This window comes from Bacillus cereus group sp. MG16 (assembly GCF_040459875.1).
In the GTDB taxonomy this organism is placed as follows: Bacteria; Bacillota; Bacilli; order Bacillales; family Bacillaceae_G; genus Bacillus_A; species Bacillus_A paranthracis.
In genome coordinates this window covers 2,896,207-2,912,229 of record NZ_JARVHE010000001.1, presented here as the reverse complement: position 1 = coordinate 2,912,229, position 16,023 = coordinate 2,896,207, and the positions used below count along the sequence as shown (strand labels likewise).

The window sequence follows — 16,023 nt, the reverse complement described above, 5'->3', positions numbered from 1 at the left end:
AGTCGGTCTAAATTAAAGGTGTGATTATAATGTCTATTAGTATAAAACCTTCGATGAAAGATTTTTATTTAATGGTGAGTGGGCAAATTATTACTATTTTGGGTTCAACACTTTTACGTTTTGCTCTGTCATTATATGTGCTAGATTTAACAGGGCGTGCTGATATATTCGCAGGATTATATGCGATAACGAGTATTCCGTTTTTGCTAGCTCCTCTTGGCGGAGCGATAGCAGATCGTTTCAATCGCCGTAATGTAATAGTTATTTTTGATTTTATAAATACTGCGATTGTATTAAGCTTTATAGTTTTGTTATTTACTGGATCTGTATCTATTCTATTGATTGGAACAATTATGTTTTTACTAGCAATCGTTAATGCAATGTACGCACCAGTTGTAATGGCAAGTATTCCGCAATTAGTTTCAGAGAAAAAATTAGAACAAGCGAACGGTATCGTAAATGGTGTGCAAGCATTATCTAATATAGTTGCTCCTGTATTAGGAGGAATATTGTACGGCATAATTGGTTTGAAAATGCTCTTGATAATAAGTTGTCTTGCTTTCTTTTTATCTGCGATTTTAGAAATGTTTATTACAATACCTTTTATAAAGAGAGTGCAAGAAAGCCATATCATACCGACAATTGTAAAGGATATGAAAGAAGGGTTTATATATGTTTTAAAGCAACCATTTATTTTGAAGGCTATGTTACTTGCAGCTTTACTAAACTTAATTTTGACACCGTTATTTATTGTTGGAGGACCTATTATTTTACGAGTAACTATGCAGATTAGCGATACGATGTATGGAATCGGGATGGGGTTAATTGATTTTGCCACCATATTAGGTGCATTGTCAATCGGTTTCTTTGCTAAAAAGTTACAGATGAAAACATTATATTATTGGATGCTTATTATAGCTCTATTAGTAATACCGGTGGCGCTATCGGTCACACCATTTATTCTTAATTTAGGACACTATCCACCATTTATCCTCTTTATACTTTCTTCTATTTTAATTGCAATGATCATGACAATTGTATCCATCTATGTGATTACTGTAGTTCAAAAGAAAACACCAAATGAGAACTTAGGAAAAGTAATGGCAATTATAACAGCGGTATCCCAATGCATGGCACCGATTGGGCAAGTCGTTTATGGTTTTATGTTTGAAGAATTCAGTATGAAAATTTATTTACCTATATTAGTTATTAGTTTCATAATGTTATTAATAGCAGTTGTGACGAAGAAAATACTATCCAATGAAGGGAACTAGCTTTATATGATTAGGAGAATGTTAAAAAGAGATTTCTCTCAAAATAAAATGATAATTACTATTTTATTTATGTTTATCATGTTATCAAGTCTTTTAATGGCTAGTGCTTCAAGTAATGTTATAAATCTATTGAACTCAATGGATCAATTGGTTAAAGTATCAAACGCACCGCACTTCGTACAAATGCATGCCGGAGAAGTAAATCAAAAGTCAATTGATTCCTTTGTAGAAAAAAATCCGTTTGTAAAAAAACAGCAAACGGCTGAGATGGTTCAAATAAATGGATCTAACATTTTTATTAAAAAGAAAAATCAAGCAGAACATAATAGTGTAATGGACATTAGTTTCGTGAAACAAAATAGTAAGTTTGATTTTTTATTAAATTTAAATAATGAAGTGGTCGATGTTACGAAAGGGGAAATAGGTGTACCCATTTATTATATGCAAAAATATAATTTGCGTATGGGAGATAAAATATGGGTTATTAAAGATAATAATGAACTAGAATTTACGATTTCAGCATTTGTTCGTGATGTTCAAATGAACCCATCAATCGTTAGTTCAAAACGATTTGTAATAAGCAATAAAGATTTTGAAAGAATAAAAAGAAATTTTGGAGAAAGCGAATATCTTATTGAATTCCAGCTAACAGACGAAAATAAAATAAATGAATTTGAAAATCTATATAAGTCATCGAACTTACCAAAAAAAGGTCCCTCTATTACGTATTCACTATTTAAAACACTCAATTCATTAACAGATGGAATAATAGCTGCAGTACTTATCATAATAAGTGCATTATTAATGTTAATTGCAATGTTATGTATTAGATTTACGATTATAACATCTATGGAAGAAGATTATCGGGAAATTGGTGTTATGAAAGCTATCGGTATTACAAGTAAAGAGATTCAAAAATTATATGTAACAAAATATATTGTTATTGCTGCTAGCGGATGTATTTGTGGATATATATTTTCATTATTTGTTACAAAAATATTTACCGCTAATATCTCACTTTATATGGGGATAGCAAATACAAGTGTTTTACATTTTGTTGTACCATTAATAGTCATAACTCTATTATTTCTAACCGTCATCCTTTTATGTCGTATTATTTTGCGGGATTTCAGGGGAATTACGGCAATAGATGCTTTACGATCAAGAGATAATCTAGGAAAGAGGAAGGTGAAAAGTTCTTTTTCTCTTTCTCAAACTAAAATTACAAATGTGAATATATTTATTGGTATACAAGATGTTATAAAAAGATTTAAGTTATATCGCGTATTAAGTATCGTATTAATAATAGCTGTGTTTATGATTGTTGTACCTGTTAACTTTTTGTATACGATTCAGTCACCGAAGTTTGTAAATTATATGGGGACAGGAAAAAGTGATATTCGAATAGATTTACAGCAAACTGAAAATATAGAGAAACGTTTTAAGGGTGTTATTTCATATGTAAAAAATGATAAAGAAGTAGAAAAATATGCAACATTTATTACGAGTACATTTAAAATGGTAAACGCTGATGGTACACATGAAAACTTAAATGTAGAAATGGGAGACTTCACTAAATTTCCATTAGACTATATCAAAGGTAGGGCACCAAAAAATGAAAATGAAATTGCTCTTTCTTATATGAACGCAAATGAATTAAAAAAGAATGTAGGGGATCATATCGTTTTATTTGTTGATGGGAAAGAGAAAACACTAACGATTAGTGGTATGTATCAAGATGTAACAAATGGCGGGAAAACAGCTAAAGCGAGCTTTTCTTATAATAACGAAAACATATTATGGTATGTAGTAAATGTAGATTTAAAGTCTAATGTTGATTTGCAAGAAAAAGTGAAGGAGTATAAACAAAAATTTAGTTCTGCAAAAATAACAGATACGGATGATTATTTAACGCAAACTTTAGGAGAAACAATTAAACAATTAAGACTCGTGACTCAAGTGGCTATTTTGATTGCGATATTGATATCAGTTTTAATTACTGCAATGTTTTTCAAAATGTTATTAGCAAAAGATTCTTCGCAAATTTTAATTATGAAAAATATCGGTTTTTCTAGTAAAGATATTCGTATACAGTATATAACACGTTCTATCGTCATTGTATTATTAGGCATTGTGATAGGGACATGTATAGCTGCTACGTTTGGTGAAATGTTAGTAAGTTGGTTAGGGTCTTTTATGGGAGCTGCTCATATAAAGTTTGTCGTGAATCCTATCGTTTCTTATGTAATATGTCCAGCTATATTATGTATATGTGTGACTGCAACAACGCTTTTCAGTAGTTTTACTATGAAGCAAACAAACGATGTAAAGCCAAATGGGGAGTAGGGGTGTATCACTTGAAAAAAATTTTAGAAGTAAAGCAAGTAAACAAAACATATTCAATGGATGGAAATACAAATTATCACGTGTTAAAAAATATAGATTTAGAGATTTATGAGGGAGAATTTGTATCAGTCATGGGGCCTTCTGGTTCTGGGAAATCGACGTTACTATATAATATTAGTGGAATGGATCAAATGTCATCAGGAAGTGTAAAAATTGATAGTACAGAATTATCATGTATGAAAGAAGAAGCGTTAGCAAAATTACGCCTTACTGAAATAGGATTTATTTTTCAGCAGAGCAACCTTCTTAGAAACTTGAACCTATTTGATAATATCATCTTGTCAGCATATTTAGCGAAATGTGAGAGTAAGAAAATAGTAAATAAACGTGCTCTAGAGCTAATGGAGAATATGGGGATAAGTGATATAGCGTCTCATTATATAACCGAAGCATCTGGGGGGCAATTACAAAGAGTCTCTATTTGTAGAGCGCTCATTAATAATCCAAATATTATTTTTGCAGATGAGCCGACTGGTGCTTTAAATTTAAAAGCAACAGAAGAAGTAATGCAAATATTATTAAATATTAATCGTGATGGAACGACCATTATGTTAGTCACTCATGATGTGAAAGTAGCAGCAAAAACAGAAAGAATTCTTTTTATGGCGGACGGAGAAATTGTGAGTGAAATACAGTTAGGTAAGCTTAGGAACGATGATTTAAAAGCGCGAGAAGAGAAGTTGTTAAACTGGTTAGCTGTACTTGGATTTTAAAGAGAAAAACTCCTATTGAATGTAGGAGTTTTTTCTTTGTCTTAAAGTTCTAAAAGATATATAATAATTTTCTGAATATTAAAACTGGAGGGGTGCAAATGAAAAATGAAACGTTGCACACGCAAGAAGATATTATTAAAATGCTGGATTCATTATTAAGACCAGCAGAACCATTTTGGAATGAATTTTATGCGAATAGAGAAAAAGATGTTCCGTTTTTTGAAAATGTTCCAGATGAGAATCTAGTTTCGTATATACAAAAAAAACGGGTTTCAAAAGGGAAAGTACTGGAACTTGGATGTGGTCCGGGTAGAAACGCAATTTATCTAGCACATGAAGGGTTTGATGTAACAGCAGTAGATTTATCTATAGAAGGCATTAGCTGGGCGAAAGAGAGGGCGTTAGCAAAAGGAGTAGAAATTGAATTTATTTGTGATTCAATTTTTAATTTAGAGGTTCAAAATGAATTTGATTTTGTATACGATTCGGGCTGTTTACATCATATTCCACCACATAGAAGAATAAATTATGTGGATTTAATTAAAAACGCATTGAAATCAGGTGGTTATTTCGGATTAACATGTTTTGCGGCAGGCGATTTAGATGAGCGAAATGGCTCAGAAATAACAGATTGGGACGTATATAGAGGATGGAGTCTACAAGGAGGTCTTGCTTATTCGGAAGAAAAACTAAGAGAGATATTTAAAGGATTTGAAGTGATTGAAATTAGAAAGATGGAACAGATTGAACAACCAAGTACTATGTTTGGAGAATCATTTCTTTGGACAGCATTATTTAAGAAGAAATAAGAAAGTAGATAATTGACAAACTCATCGTTTTTATAGACAATATACTCATGAGAATGTATGTTCGTTTTTGTTAACCGATGTATATTTTGCATAAATACATAACAAGGGGTTGTCTCTAAATGAGTAACACAAATCAAAAAATTACTACGTTTTTAATGTTTGAAGGAAAAGCTGAGGAAGCAATGAATTTTTACACGTCGCTATTCGATCAATCAGAAATTGTAAATATCTCTCGTTACGATGAAAACGGACCTGGTAAAGAGGGTACTGTCATTCATGCAACGTTTACGCTAAATGGCCAAGAGTTTATGTGTATTGATAGTTATGTAAATCATAATTTTACGTTCACTCCAGCTATGTCTCTTTATGTAACTTGTGATACGGAAGAAGAAATTGAAACAGCTTTTAATAAACTAGCGGAGGATGGAGCAGTACTTATGCCTTTAGGTGCCTATCCGTTTAGCAAAAGATTTGGTTGGTTAAATGATAAGTATGGTGTGTCTTGGCAGTTAACGCTTGCGGAATAAATTGTAATTGATTTGTTTAATGGGTGTAGTTAAGAGGTTGAAAATTTAAATAACAAATAAAAAGGTGTTCCAACCGTCAACAAGTTTGGAATGCCTTTTTATTTGTTTAAATGAATTTGTATTTTTTCTATTTAGAATATTTCATTTTTCTTACTACTTTTTATCTGTTAATATAAATATAGAAAAATATGTATTAATTATTGGTTAGGTTAATAGAAAAAAGCATAAATAGTAAATGATCTTACACTTAAAATGTAACAAGATAGCTAGGGGGAATAGTTATAATGGATACAACTCAACAAAACAGTAATGCATGGGATAAAAAGGTTGAAGAAGGTTCTAGATATACACAACCTGTAAGTAGCGAGGTTATTGAAAGAAGTAAATCAGGTGAATGGGAAATCACAGTTACCACAGAAAAATCAGTTCCTAGAGATTGGTTTCCAAAATCATTAGATGGATTAAAGATACTTTGCTTAGCGTCAGGTGGAGGGCAACAAGCACCTGTTCTAGCTGCTGCTGGGGCGGATGTAACAGTTACTGATATATCAAGAAAGCAGTTGGAACAAGATAAAAAGGTAGCAGAACGGGATGGGTTAACTTTAAAAACAGTTCAAGGAGATATGTCAGACCTTAGTGATTTTGAGGATGAATATTTTGATATTGTTGTAAATCCTGTTTCTAATTTATTTGTACAAGATGTACATCTTGTATGGAATGAAGTTTCAAGGGTTTTAAAGAATAAAGGTATTCTCATTTCTGGATTTACAAATCCGTTACTATGGATTTTTGATGATAATCAAGAACAAAAAGGTATTCTTGATGTAAAACATTCAATCCCTTCATCGACATTGGATTATTTACCAGAGGATGAAGTTCAAGATTACATCGATTCAAATCAAACAATAGAATATGCGCATACACTAGAAGATCAAATCCAAGGCCAAATTGAAGCGGGTTTTATTATAACAGGTTTTTATGAGGATGATTTTGGTGGAACAAGGATATTAGATAAGCATATTAAAACATTTATTGCTACAAAAGCTATAAAGTTAAAGGTTGATTAAGAATTTTGACTTGTCACACGAGACGTTAGTCGAAGAAGGTTCTTAAAATAGTATATATAAAAGGAAAAGGGTGGAACTTTCCATTCTTTTCCTTTTATATAATTAGGTTATGCTTTTTATATTAAGAATTTTGTTGGCCGAATCTTTTCCCAAGTTTAGCTAGCAGTTCAGGCTGATCCCCTTGGCTCATTACAACTTCAACAAAGGTAAGTTGATCCTTATCAATACTTATTTTAGTTAAGACTTCTTGTAACTCTGTTTCATTTTCTACTTTACATGTTAGGCTTTTTTCTTCTGTTCCGAATACGTTCGCTAGTTTTGTGTACTCCCACATTTGTATATCATTATACGGTTCGTTTTGACCATGAATTGCACGTTCAACAGTATAACCATTGTTATTAATTAAAAATATAATTGGTTTTAAATTTTGACGAAGCATGGTCGATAACTCTTGGACAGTTAATTGGAAAGAACCATCACCAATAATTAAAATGTTGCGCCGCGATAAATTAGCGAGCTGTGTACCAAGTAGAGCAGGTAACGTATAGCCGATCGATCCCCATAATGGTTGCACTACATATGTAGTATTGTTTGGTAAAGGGATAGCGGCACTACCAAAGAAAGGTGTTCCTTGCTCTGCAAGTAAGACGTCGTTTTCTTGTAAGAAATGGTATATTTGTTGCCAAAAACGTTTTTGTGTAACCATTTGTGCTTTTGGATTGAACTCTTCTGTTATAGGTAGTGATTCTGAAATAAATGGCTTAATATCAAGCGTTTCTTCATTTCGATGCTTAATTACATCACTTAACTGTTGTAAAACATCTTTCATTACAACTGGCCCGTATTTTTTATCTGTAATTTTCACAGTGTAGGGATGAATTTCAATAACTTGTTCTTTCGTAAAACCTTGTGTGAAGCCACCTGTAATAGTATCAGTTAACTTCACACCAATACTAATAATACAGTCAGATTCATCAATTCTTTTACGCAAGTATGGAGAACTTACATCACCAGTATAAATCCCTATAAATTGAGGGTGTTTTTCTGGAAATATTCCTTTTCCCATACTTAACGTTGCAATAGGAAACCCTGTTTTTTCTACAAATTGATATAAATATTCTTTAGCATGAAAACGATCCACTTCAAAATCAGCTAAAATAATAGGTTTCTTTGCACTATTTATTTTTGAAATGGCATGTAGAAGCATTTTATCCAGTGTTTCTTTATTACTTAAAATCGGTTTATGTAAAATTGGTTCTGTAGGTTTATTAATTGGTTTATTATACACATCAATCGGCAAATTAATATGAACAGGGCGTTTTTCATTCCAACATGCACGTAACACACGGTCAATTTCCTCAGCAGCATGTTCTGGGGTTAAATTAGTTTGTGCAACGGTAATTTCTCGATACATATTGGAAAAGTGATTAAACTTTCCGTCGCCTAACGTATGATGAACGAGCTCTCCATTTTCCATTACAGTTGTTGTTGGCGTACCTGTTATTTTTATAACGGGTACATTTTCAGCATATGAACCAGCAATTCCGTTAATGGCACTTAATTCCCCAACGCCAAAGGTGGTAATAAGAGCACCGATTCCTTTTATACGAGCATATCCATCTGCAGCATATGCCGCATTTAATTCATTACAATTGCCAATCCACTCTACATTTTCATGTGCTATTACATCATCTAAAAAAGCCAAATTATAATCACCAGGGACACCAAAAATATGTTCAATTCCTAATTCGCTTAGTCGGTCTAATAAATAAGTACTAACAGTATATTGCGTTTTCAAGTGAATCATCTCCTCGTTGTTTTGCTGTCTTGTAATAAACGAAAGTAGCTCTAGAGTATGGATTTAAAAATTCATTACGAGAATGTGGTATAATTTACATACAGGGGGAAAGTAGATGACACAACATAAAGAAGAACAGATGAATGAAGCATTAGCCTTATTTTACTTTGCATATAAAACATTTACTGAAAAGCCAGATGAAATTATAAAAGAGTATGGTATTCAAAGAGTACATCATCGAATTTTATTTTTTATCGCACGCTTTCCAGGGATAAGTGTAAATGAGTTATTATCACTACTAGAAATAAGTAAACAAGCTCTTCACGGACCATTACGACAACTTGTGGAAAAGGGCTTAATTGAGAGTAATGAAGCTACACATGATCGCCGTGTGAAACAGTTATCTTTAACAGAAAAAGGTACCGATTTAGAGAAAAAACTGAGCGATGTACAAAGGCAACAAATGGGTGCTATTTTTTCAAAATTTGGTGAATCGTGTGAAGAAAATTGGCATCAAGTTATGAATGAAATGGCAAATAGCCGATCAGGTTTTGACGCTTGGATATCGAAACGGGAAATACCAGTCGATCAAAAATAATGAAAAAACTTCTGTTTTTATCGTTTGAAAAAGAACAAATTTTATCCATACATTTGGCAACTATGATTTGGTCATAGAGTGAATGGATAAAAAGATACATTACTAGATACTTTATACGTGTACGCAATGGAACAATAAAATTCACATTTCCGAAAGGGGAATTATTATGATAAAACTTGTACTTATTCGTCACGGACAGAGTTTATGGAATCTTGAAAATCGCTTTACTGGATGGACAGATGTAGATTTATCAGAGAATGGATTAAGTGAAGCGAGAGAAGCAGGAGCGATATTAAAGAAAAACGGATATACTTTTGATGTAGCTTATACATCTGTATTAAAACGAGCAATTCGGACGTTATGGATTGTACTTCATGAGATGGATCTTGCCTGGGTGCCAGTACATAAATCTTGGAAGCTAAATGAAAGACATTATGGTGCATTGCAAGGTTTGAATAAAGATGAAACCGCGCAAAAATATGGTGAGGAGCAAGTTCATATTTGGAGAAGAAGTATTGATGTAAGACCACCGGCTCTTACTGAGGATGATCCCAGGTATGAAATGAATGATCCAAGATATAAAGCACTGAAAAAAGGTGAGTTTCCATTGACAGAATGTTTAGTGGATACGGAGAAAAGAGTACTTGCTTATTGGCATTCAGAAATTGCGCCGAAATTAAAGAATGGTAACAAAGTAATCATTTCATCACATGGTAACACAATTCGCTCGCTAGTAAAATATTTAGATAACCTTTCAAGCGATGGTGTCGTTTCATTAAACATTCCAACGAGCATACCACTCGTGTATGAATTAGACGATGATTTACGTCCAATTCGTCATTATTACTTAAGTATGGATGGAGAAGTACCTGAAGGGGAAATTCCGAAACATATTTCTTTTTAACATGAAAATTTGAAACACATGCTTGTCTACATATACAATGTAGATTCAAGGTAAAAGACGTGGTACCTTCTAATGTATATGCGATGTAACTAAATTTAGAAGCTTGTCCACGTCTTTTGTCATAAAGAGAGTTGCTTGTGCATGTAATGATATCGTGAGTAGTTTTTGAATGGAGGGTGATGTCATTGGTGATCTCTAACATTCGAATCGGCTTATTTATTTTAGCAATCGTTTTTCTAGTACTTGTTTTCTTTTATTGGAAAAACGAAGAGTTGTACGAGGAGAAGAAGCAACGTATTAGAAAGACTTGGTATGGGTTGTTTATAATATCAGTCACCGTGTATTTCATGATAAAAGGAATTGATTTAACCCTCTGGAAAAATCTTTTAATGTTCACTGCAATGGTTATTTTCGTTGATATTGCATTTATTTTAACACCTAATATTTCAGAAATATGGGGAGCGAAATTTAGCGATATCGGCAAGACGGTTCAATCGATAAAACGGTCATTAATTGCTTCTAAAGCAAGGGGAGAAATATACACAACAATCATTCAAAATGTCAATCCAGCAGTGTTCGGTACGATGGAATGGCATACGGAGGAAGAATACACAAAAAGCTTAAACGCATTTTTAGATTCGTATGGGGAAAAGATTGGAGCAAAAATTGTTGTATTTGAAGCGGCAAAGGAATTAAATACAAACTTTCGTGGTATCCGTTCTCAATTTAGTACTATGATTCCGTTAGAGTACATTGAGCAATTGAATGAGCAGAAAGCAGTACAAGTAGAAAATGTCGGAATTATACCAGCAAAAATAGTGAGTGATGTTTTCATTGTTATTGATGGAAAGAAAAATAACCTGCAAGATCGAGATTTTGAAAATGTATATAATTTAACAATACATCATAGTTATTTTAGTAAATAAGGACAGAAATTTTTTCTGTCCTTTTCACTTATACATAAAGGTAAAGCGAATTTAGACAAACTTGTATAAAATCGGACAATCATTCCTACACTAACACGTAGAGGTGATTGTAGTGATAAAAAATGATGACAATGATTTTTTTAAAGAAGATAATGAAGATACAACAGATTTCTCGTTAATAAAAGGAGATACATTACAGCAAGTAGAAGAATTAGAAGATGAATTAAAAAGAAAATGATACTTGTACATGCTGTTTACATTTACGATATAATATAAATAGAAGATTGTATATTTTTGAAGAGGGGGAGAAGAGATGGCTGAAGTAAATGTACAAAAGTCTTCGTTTTTTAAAGAAAAAAAAGAAGAACCGAATACAGATTTCTCTCTTGTGAAAGGTGCATTAACGGAAAATATAAATCGATTAGAGAAACTGATGAATAATAGCAGTTCAAAATATATACGGGTGAAAAATACAAAAGAAAATGCATAGAGCATTTTCTTTTGTTTTTTATTTAGCATTTAATTTTTCTTTTACTTTTGCAGGTAACTCAGCTTCCTGAACCTCTTCATATGACTTCACTTCAATTGATGAGATTTCATTTTTGCTCTTATCATCTTGATTTACATAAAGACATAAAAATGCATTTTCATTTAATTTCTGTTCGTTTGATGCTTTCTTACTTCTAAATGTAATTTGTTTTTTTACTCCGTCTTCGTCATAAGCAGGCAGTGTGTAGTTTCTTAAGTTTTTACCTTCAACTTTTTCGATAGTTCCCTCGCCTTGTATCTGTACGTAATATACATCTGTACCAATTCGATTTAGTGATGCTCTCTCACAGCCAATAGTAAAACTAGAAAATAATAAACATAGTGTAATAATTGCTACAAACTGTTTCATTTTCTTTATCTCCTTCAATTTGTTTCTTTACACAGTATATGATTATTGTGAAATGAGAAAAATCGATATAGATTACAACATCCTTACAATGTTGTAATAGTGTTGTACATAAAATGAACATCATATTAAAAGTTAAAAGAAAAGTAAAATTATGAATCATGGTATAATGATAAAAGACTTACATATTATTTTGTTATTTTGAGAGGAGCTTAAAAATGTATTCTACTTTAGAACAATTAACAAAGCACCCTGTATTTTATCATTTTGCAGAAATTTCAAAGATTCCTAGAGGATCAGGTAATGAAAAGGAAATTAGTGATTTTTTAGTTGGCTTTGCGAAAGAGCGTAATTTAGAAGTGATTCAAGATGAAGCATTAAATGTCATTATTAAAAAAGAAGCAACTGCTGGTTATGAAAATGTACCAGCTATTATCATTCAAGGTCATATGGATATGGTTTGCGAAAAAAATCAAGCAACCGTACATGATTTTGAAAAAGATCCAATTGAATTAAGAATTATCGGGGACATGTTATATGCAAATCAAACGACTTTAGGAGCTGATAATGGTATTGCAGTTGCATATGCATTAGCTTTATTAGATTCAAAAGACCTTCCACATCCAGCACTAGAAGTAGTTATTACTACTGAAGAAGAAACGACAATGGGCGGAGCTTTCGCTGTTGATTCAAATCATTTTGAAGGAAAGATTTTTATTAATATTGATTCTGAAGAAGATCATAAATTGCTTGTAAGTAGCGCAGGTGGTGCGAAAGCTGTTGAAACGATTCCAGTAATTTGGGATGAAGCACCAGCGAATATGGATGCATACCGTTTATATGTTGGCGGTCTAAAAGGCGGACATTCTGGTATGGAAATTGATAAACAACGTGGTAATGCGAACAAAGTATTAGGACGAGTATTACATGATTTATCAGTAAATATTCAATTTGATATAAGTGAAGTTCACGGTGGATTAAAAACGAATGCAATTCCGCGTGAAAGTGTAGCTACAATTTTATTACGTACAGAAGATGTAGAGAAGGTAGAAGAAAAGTTAGAATCATGGACACGAGTATTACAAGAAGAAATGCGTGCTGTTGATCCAGATGTTCATGTTACACTTACAAAATTAGATGAGAAAGTAGAAAAAGTATTCGCTAAAGAAGCACAAAAGCAACTTATTTCATCATTATTCTTAATTCCGAACGGCATTCAAAGTATGAGCATGGATATTAAAGGTCTAGTAGAAAGCTCAACAAATTTAGGTGTTATTGAAACGTTGCAAGATGAAATTAAATTACGTAACGAAGTGAGAAGTTCTGTAAGTAGTTTAAAACAACATATTGCAGATGAGATTAAATGTATTGCGGAATTAGTTGGCGCAACATTTGAAATAGAGTCAGAGTATCCAGAATGGCCATACAATCCGAATTCACAAATTCGTAATTTATTTGAAAAAGTACATCAAGAAAAATACAATAAAGATGTTGAAATCTTCGCTGTACACGCTGGGATTGAATGTAGTGTATTCGTTCAAAAGATGCCTGAATTAGATGCAATTTCATTCGGTCCAGATATATTCAACGTCCATACTCCAGATGAACATATTAGTATTTCTTCTGTTGTGAATAACTGGGGATTCTTCGTTGATGTAATGAAAGGTACGAAAGAATTAGCTAAATAATATTCATAAAATGAAGAGTAGCCTATAAAATTTTATAGGCTACTTTTTTGTATAGAGTTTTATTAGAAATTCGTTTTTATGTAAGTATTTCATTTTTGCTTTTATTTCTAAAAGAGATTGTAGCAAAGATTGCTCCGGATATCGCTCCGATTAAAGTCGTAAAAATTGCACTCCATGCTGCAAATGACGTTGCGAGCTATTGTATAGTAGAGATATGGTTCATAATAAAGGGGGAATACATATGTGGAAGCGATTTGTAGCGATTGGTGATAGTTTTACAGAGGGGATAGGGGATGAAGTTGAGGGTATAGCATTAAAAAGCTGGGTAGATCATTTTGTTCAACTGTGTGTAAACGATATAGAATATGCCAATTTTGCAAAGCGTGGGTTAGTAACGCGAGAAATTCGCTCGCAACAATTGGAAAAGGCGTTAACTTTTAATCCAGATTTGGTTAGCCTCATTGCAGGTGCAAACGACGTATTAAAAGGACGTTGGAATCATTATGCATATAAGGAAGATATGAAATGTATGATAGATACATTAAGTAAAACAGGTGCTGATATTATGATAGCAAACCTTCCAGATTTTACAGTCAGACTTCCATTTTCTACAGAAAAAAAACAAGTGTTAAAAGAACAATTATTAGAGGCAAATGAAGTTATACTTTCATTGAGTAGAGAGCATCAGCTTCATCATATTGACTTTTGGAATCATCAGTTAGTTAATGACAATACGCTTTGGTCTAAGGATTTCATTCATCCAAACTCAAAAGGATATGTAAAAGTTGCTGAACTGATCTTTAGTAGTTTGCCTGTACATGATGCTTCTAAATAAGCTTTTGAATGAACTAATCCCTTGCGCAGGGGGCTTTTCATATTTTCTGTTGCAGAACCCTTAGTATAAGGGTTCTTTTTTGTATCAAAAATCTAAAAAAGATACAATTGGAGAACTCGAACTAAATGGAACAAATGAAACTTGTATCTTGTCTATATATTGAAACCATAATAAAAGTGAGGGTAGTTTTACGTTTATTCAAATAAGTTTGAGGTGTGGAAATGGAACAGACGTTTATTGAAAAGTGTAATCATGATGAGCTGGACGATGTTATAAAAGACTATTGGCAAGATGTATGGAATTATTCATTTATTATTACGAAAGATCCACACTTATCAGATGATATTACGCAAGATGTATTTATAAAGGTATTTAAAAATTGGAATTCATTTCGAAAGGAGTCATCTATTAAAACGTGGATATTAAAAATCACAAGAAATACGGCAATAAACTATTTGAAATCATCTTATTTTAAAAGAATATCTTTAATAGGTTTTTTTAGTGACGATAAGCAATCCCAGTCGGCAGAACAAGAATTTTTTAAGCAAGAAGAAATGAATGATGTTTGGAAAGTTGTATTAAAACTACCTAAAAAGCACCGCGAAATAATAATATTGGACGCAAAATATGAATTATCTTATGAAGAAATGGCTGAAACACTAGGAGTATCCATTGGAACTGTAAAATCTAGATTAAGTAGAGCAAGAAGTAAGGTTTCAAAATTAATAGGGGAGGGTAGTAGTGATGAACAATAAACAAAATCCTGACTGGTATAGAAAATTAAAAAAAGGCCCAATGGAACACCGTAAAAACGAAGAAGAATATATTTATAAAATAAAGCAATCTATATATGAAAGTAACGAGGGAGGCTCTCTAAAACAAACAAGAAGATTTCGTAAAAAAGCATTGCCAATTGTTGTGGTTTTAGCTTGTACATTTTTATTTTTTCTTGTTCAACAACCTTGGCTTGATGATAATAAATCACCGGTACAAAGTAGTACACAAATTAAGCCTAAAACAAAAGATGAGTCTGCTCAAGATCCAACATTAAAACAATTCATGAATGAGTTATATCAAAGTACAAATGTAAAAAATAAAAATGAATTGTATAAAGCGTTAAACGATGAAGTTCAATTTAAAGGGAAGAGTTATAAGAAGGATGAATTGAAGTTTGATGAAGATATTTTTCATGAGTTGCAAGTTGCACTTACAATGGGGGGAGAATTTGCAAATGATACAAAACATGTATATAAAATACCAAGTGGATTGACAGAAAGTAACCAACCAAAGCAACCTCATTTTATATATGCAACTGTTACTGGAAATAAAACGAAAATTTTAGCTGAACCAAAGCGAGAATCACAAGTTTTATATGAAGTATCTAATGAAATGGTAAAAGCTTGGATTCCAGAAAAAGCGCAGAAGGATGAATATATAAAAATATCGACAATTAACGGTAATACTGGATATGTACAAAAAGAGTATGTTTTAACTGACATTAAATACTCATTTATGTTTGAAAAGAATAATGAAGGTGAATGGAAAATAATAAATATAGATTCTATTTGGTAAAAAAGGAAGGT

17 protein-coding genes are annotated in these 16,023 nt (G+C 32.3%); 15 read left to right on the top strand and 2 right to left on the bottom strand.

Annotated elements, in window-relative coordinates:
* Positions 1 to 26 precede the first annotated feature (26 nt).
* The 6 genes from QCI73_RS15060 to QCI73_RS15035 all read left to right on the top strand — a co-directional run bounded on the left by QCI73_RS15060 (position 27) and on the right by QCI73_RS15035 (position 6,796).
* Positions 27 to 1,274, top strand: coding sequence for an MFS transporter (locus tag QCI73_RS15060; RefSeq protein ID WP_327924262.1), 1,248 nt, complete (start codon positions 27 to 29; stop codon positions 1,272 to 1,274).
* Between the two features lie 6 nt (positions 1,275 to 1,280).
* On the top strand, positions 1,281 to 3,620 hold the full coding sequence (locus tag QCI73_RS15055) for an ABC transporter permease (RefSeq protein WP_353823255.1): 2,340 nt from the start codon (positions 1,281 to 1,283) through the stop codon (positions 3,618 to 3,620).
* A gap of 11 nt (positions 3,621 to 3,631) precedes the next feature.
* Positions 3,632 to 4,393 carry an ABC transporter ATP-binding protein gene (locus QCI73_RS15050; RefSeq protein ID WP_070806027.1) on the top strand — a complete coding sequence of 254 codons (762 nt, stop codon included), beginning with the start codon at positions 3,632 to 3,634 and terminating at the stop codon, positions 4,391 to 4,393.
* 98 nt (positions 4,394 to 4,491) lie between these two features.
* The gene (locus tag QCI73_RS15045) at positions 4,492 to 5,202 is read left to right on the top strand and encodes a class I SAM-dependent methyltransferase (RefSeq protein WP_262725283.1); all 711 of its coding nucleotides are present in this window, start codon (positions 4,492 to 4,494) and stop codon (positions 5,200 to 5,202) included.
* Positions 5,203 to 5,321: 119 nt separating this feature from the next.
* Entirely contained in the window at positions 5,322 to 5,729 is a 408-nt protein-coding gene (locus QCI73_RS15040) for a VOC family protein (protein WP_044791804.1), read from the top strand.
* A gap of 284 nt (positions 5,730 to 6,013) precedes the next feature.
* Positions 6,014 to 6,796, top strand: coding sequence for a class I SAM-dependent methyltransferase (locus tag QCI73_RS15035; protein WP_353823254.1), 783 nt, complete (start codon positions 6,014 to 6,016; stop codon positions 6,794 to 6,796).
* Positions 6,797 to 6,917: 121 nt separating this feature from the next.
* Here QCI73_RS15035 and QCI73_RS15030 read toward each other — a convergent pair whose 3' ends face one another.
* Complete coding sequence (locus QCI73_RS15030) at positions 6,918 to 8,603, bottom strand: alpha-keto acid decarboxylase family protein (protein WP_327924252.1); 1,686 nt, start codon at positions 8,601 to 8,603, stop codon at positions 6,918 to 6,920.
* Positions 8,604 to 8,709: 106 nt separating this feature from the next.
* Here QCI73_RS15030 and QCI73_RS15025 point away from each other — a divergent pair, with 106 nt between their 5' ends.
* The 5 genes from QCI73_RS15025 (at position 8,710) to spoIISB (ending at position 11,512) form a co-directional block, all read left to right on the top strand.
* A complete protein-coding gene (locus QCI73_RS15025; protein ID WP_000191902.1) occupies positions 8,710 to 9,192 on the top strand; it encodes a MarR family winged helix-turn-helix transcriptional regulator in 483 nt (160 codons plus the stop codon).
* Positions 9,193 to 9,358: 166 nt separating this feature from the next.
* Positions 9,359 to 10,096 carry a 2,3-diphosphoglycerate-dependent phosphoglycerate mutase gene (gpmA, locus tag QCI73_RS15020; RefSeq protein ID WP_001980023.1) on the top strand — a complete coding sequence of 246 codons (738 nt, stop codon included), beginning with the start codon at positions 9,359 to 9,361 and terminating at the stop codon, positions 10,094 to 10,096.
* 188 nt (positions 10,097 to 10,284) lie between these two features.
* Positions 10,285 to 11,022: a type II toxin-antitoxin system SpoIISA family toxin gene (locus QCI73_RS15015; protein ID WP_353824112.1), complete on the top strand. Its 738-nt coding sequence runs from the start codon at positions 10,285 to 10,287 to the stop codon at positions 11,020 to 11,022.
* 112 nt (positions 11,023 to 11,134) lie between these two features.
* Positions 11,135 to 11,260, top strand: coding sequence for a D-alanyl-D-alanine carboxypeptidase (locus tag QCI73_RS15010; protein WP_327924250.1), 126 nt, complete (start codon positions 11,135 to 11,137; stop codon positions 11,258 to 11,260).
* Positions 11,261 to 11,335: 75 nt separating this feature from the next.
* On the top strand, positions 11,336 to 11,512 hold the full coding sequence (gene spoIISB / locus QCI73_RS15005) for a stage II sporulation protein SB (RefSeq protein WP_353823253.1): 177 nt from the start codon (positions 11,336 to 11,338) through the stop codon (positions 11,510 to 11,512).
* 18 nt (positions 11,513 to 11,530) lie between these two features.
* On the opposite strand, the gene QCI73_RS15000 is transcribed toward spoIISB, so the two are convergent.
* Positions 11,531 to 11,920: a YxeA family protein gene (locus QCI73_RS15000; protein ID WP_327924249.1), complete on the bottom strand. Its 390-nt coding sequence runs from the start codon at positions 11,918 to 11,920 to the stop codon at positions 11,531 to 11,533.
* 215 nt (positions 11,921 to 12,135) lie between these two features.
* Here QCI73_RS15000 and pepD point away from each other — a divergent pair, with 215 nt between their 5' ends.
* The 4 genes from pepD (at position 12,136) to QCI73_RS14980 (ending at position 16,012) form a co-directional block, all read left to right on the top strand.
* Positions 12,136 to 13,605, top strand: a complete 1,470-nt coding sequence (pepD, locus tag QCI73_RS14995; protein WP_327924248.1) for a beta-Ala-His dipeptidase — start codon at positions 12,136 to 12,138, stop codon at positions 13,603 to 13,605.
* A gap of 241 nt (positions 13,606 to 13,846) precedes the next feature.
* The gene (locus QCI73_RS14990) at positions 13,847 to 14,440 is read left to right on the top strand and encodes an SGNH/GDSL hydrolase family protein (RefSeq protein WP_098924752.1); all 594 of its coding nucleotides are present in this window, start codon (positions 13,847 to 13,849) and stop codon (positions 14,438 to 14,440) included.
* Between the two features lie 221 nt (positions 14,441 to 14,661).
* Positions 14,662 to 15,195 carry an RNA polymerase sigma factor gene (locus QCI73_RS14985; protein WP_000438318.1) on the top strand — a complete coding sequence of 178 codons (534 nt, stop codon included), beginning with the start codon at positions 14,662 to 14,664 and terminating at the stop codon, positions 15,193 to 15,195.
* The gene (locus tag QCI73_RS14980; RefSeq protein WP_327924246.1) at positions 15,185 to 16,012 is read left to right on the top strand and encodes an SH3 domain-containing protein; all 828 of its coding nucleotides are present in this window, start codon (positions 15,185 to 15,187) and stop codon (positions 16,010 to 16,012) included. Before QCI73_RS14985 ends, QCI73_RS14980 begins: the two co-directional genes overlap by 11 nt.
* Positions 16,013 to 16,023 lie beyond the last annotated feature (11 nt).

Bases quoted from the DNA above. Each gene is read 5' to 3' on its own strand.
- QCI73_RS15040 (WP_044791804.1), top strand. From the start codon at position 5,322: ATGAGTAACACAAATCAAAAAATTACTACGTTTTTAATGTTTGAAGGA.
- QCI73_RS15000 (WP_327924249.1), bottom strand. From the start codon at position 11,920: ATGAAACAGTTTGTAGCAATTATTACACTATGTTTATTATTTTCTAGT.
- QCI73_RS15045 (WP_262725283.1), top strand. From the start codon at position 4,492: ATGAAAAATGAAACGTTGCACACGCAAGAAGATATTATTAAAATGCTG.
- QCI73_RS14985 (WP_000438318.1), top strand. From the start codon at position 14,662: ATGGAACAGACGTTTATTGAAAAGTGTAATCATGATGAGCTGGACGAT.
- QCI73_RS15035 (WP_353823254.1), top strand. From the start codon at position 6,014: ATGGATACAACTCAACAAAACAGTAATGCATGGGATAAAAAGGTTGAA.
- QCI73_RS15055 (WP_353823255.1), top strand. From the start codon at position 1,281: ATGATTAGGAGAATGTTAAAAAGAGATTTCTCTCAAAATAAAATGATA.
- gpmA (WP_001980023.1), top strand. From the start codon at position 9,359: ATGATAAAACTTGTACTTATTCGTCACGGACAGAGTTTATGGAATCTT.
- pepD (WP_327924248.1), top strand. From the start codon at position 12,136: ATGTATTCTACTTTAGAACAATTAACAAAGCACCCTGTATTTTATCAT.
- spoIISB (WP_353823253.1), top strand. From the start codon at position 11,336: ATGGCTGAAGTAAATGTACAAAAGTCTTCGTTTTTTAAAGAAAAAAAA.
- QCI73_RS15030 (WP_327924252.1), bottom strand. From the start codon at position 8,603: ATGATTCACTTGAAAACGCAATATACTGTTAGTACTTATTTATTAGAC.
- QCI73_RS14980 (WP_327924246.1), top strand. From the start codon at position 15,185: ATGAACAATAAACAAAATCCTGACTGGTATAGAAAATTAAAAAAAGGC.
- QCI73_RS14990 (WP_098924752.1), top strand. From the start codon at position 13,847: ATGTGGAAGCGATTTGTAGCGATTGGTGATAGTTTTACAGAGGGGATA.
- QCI73_RS15025 (WP_000191902.1), top strand. From the start codon at position 8,710: ATGACACAACATAAAGAAGAACAGATGAATGAAGCATTAGCCTTATTT.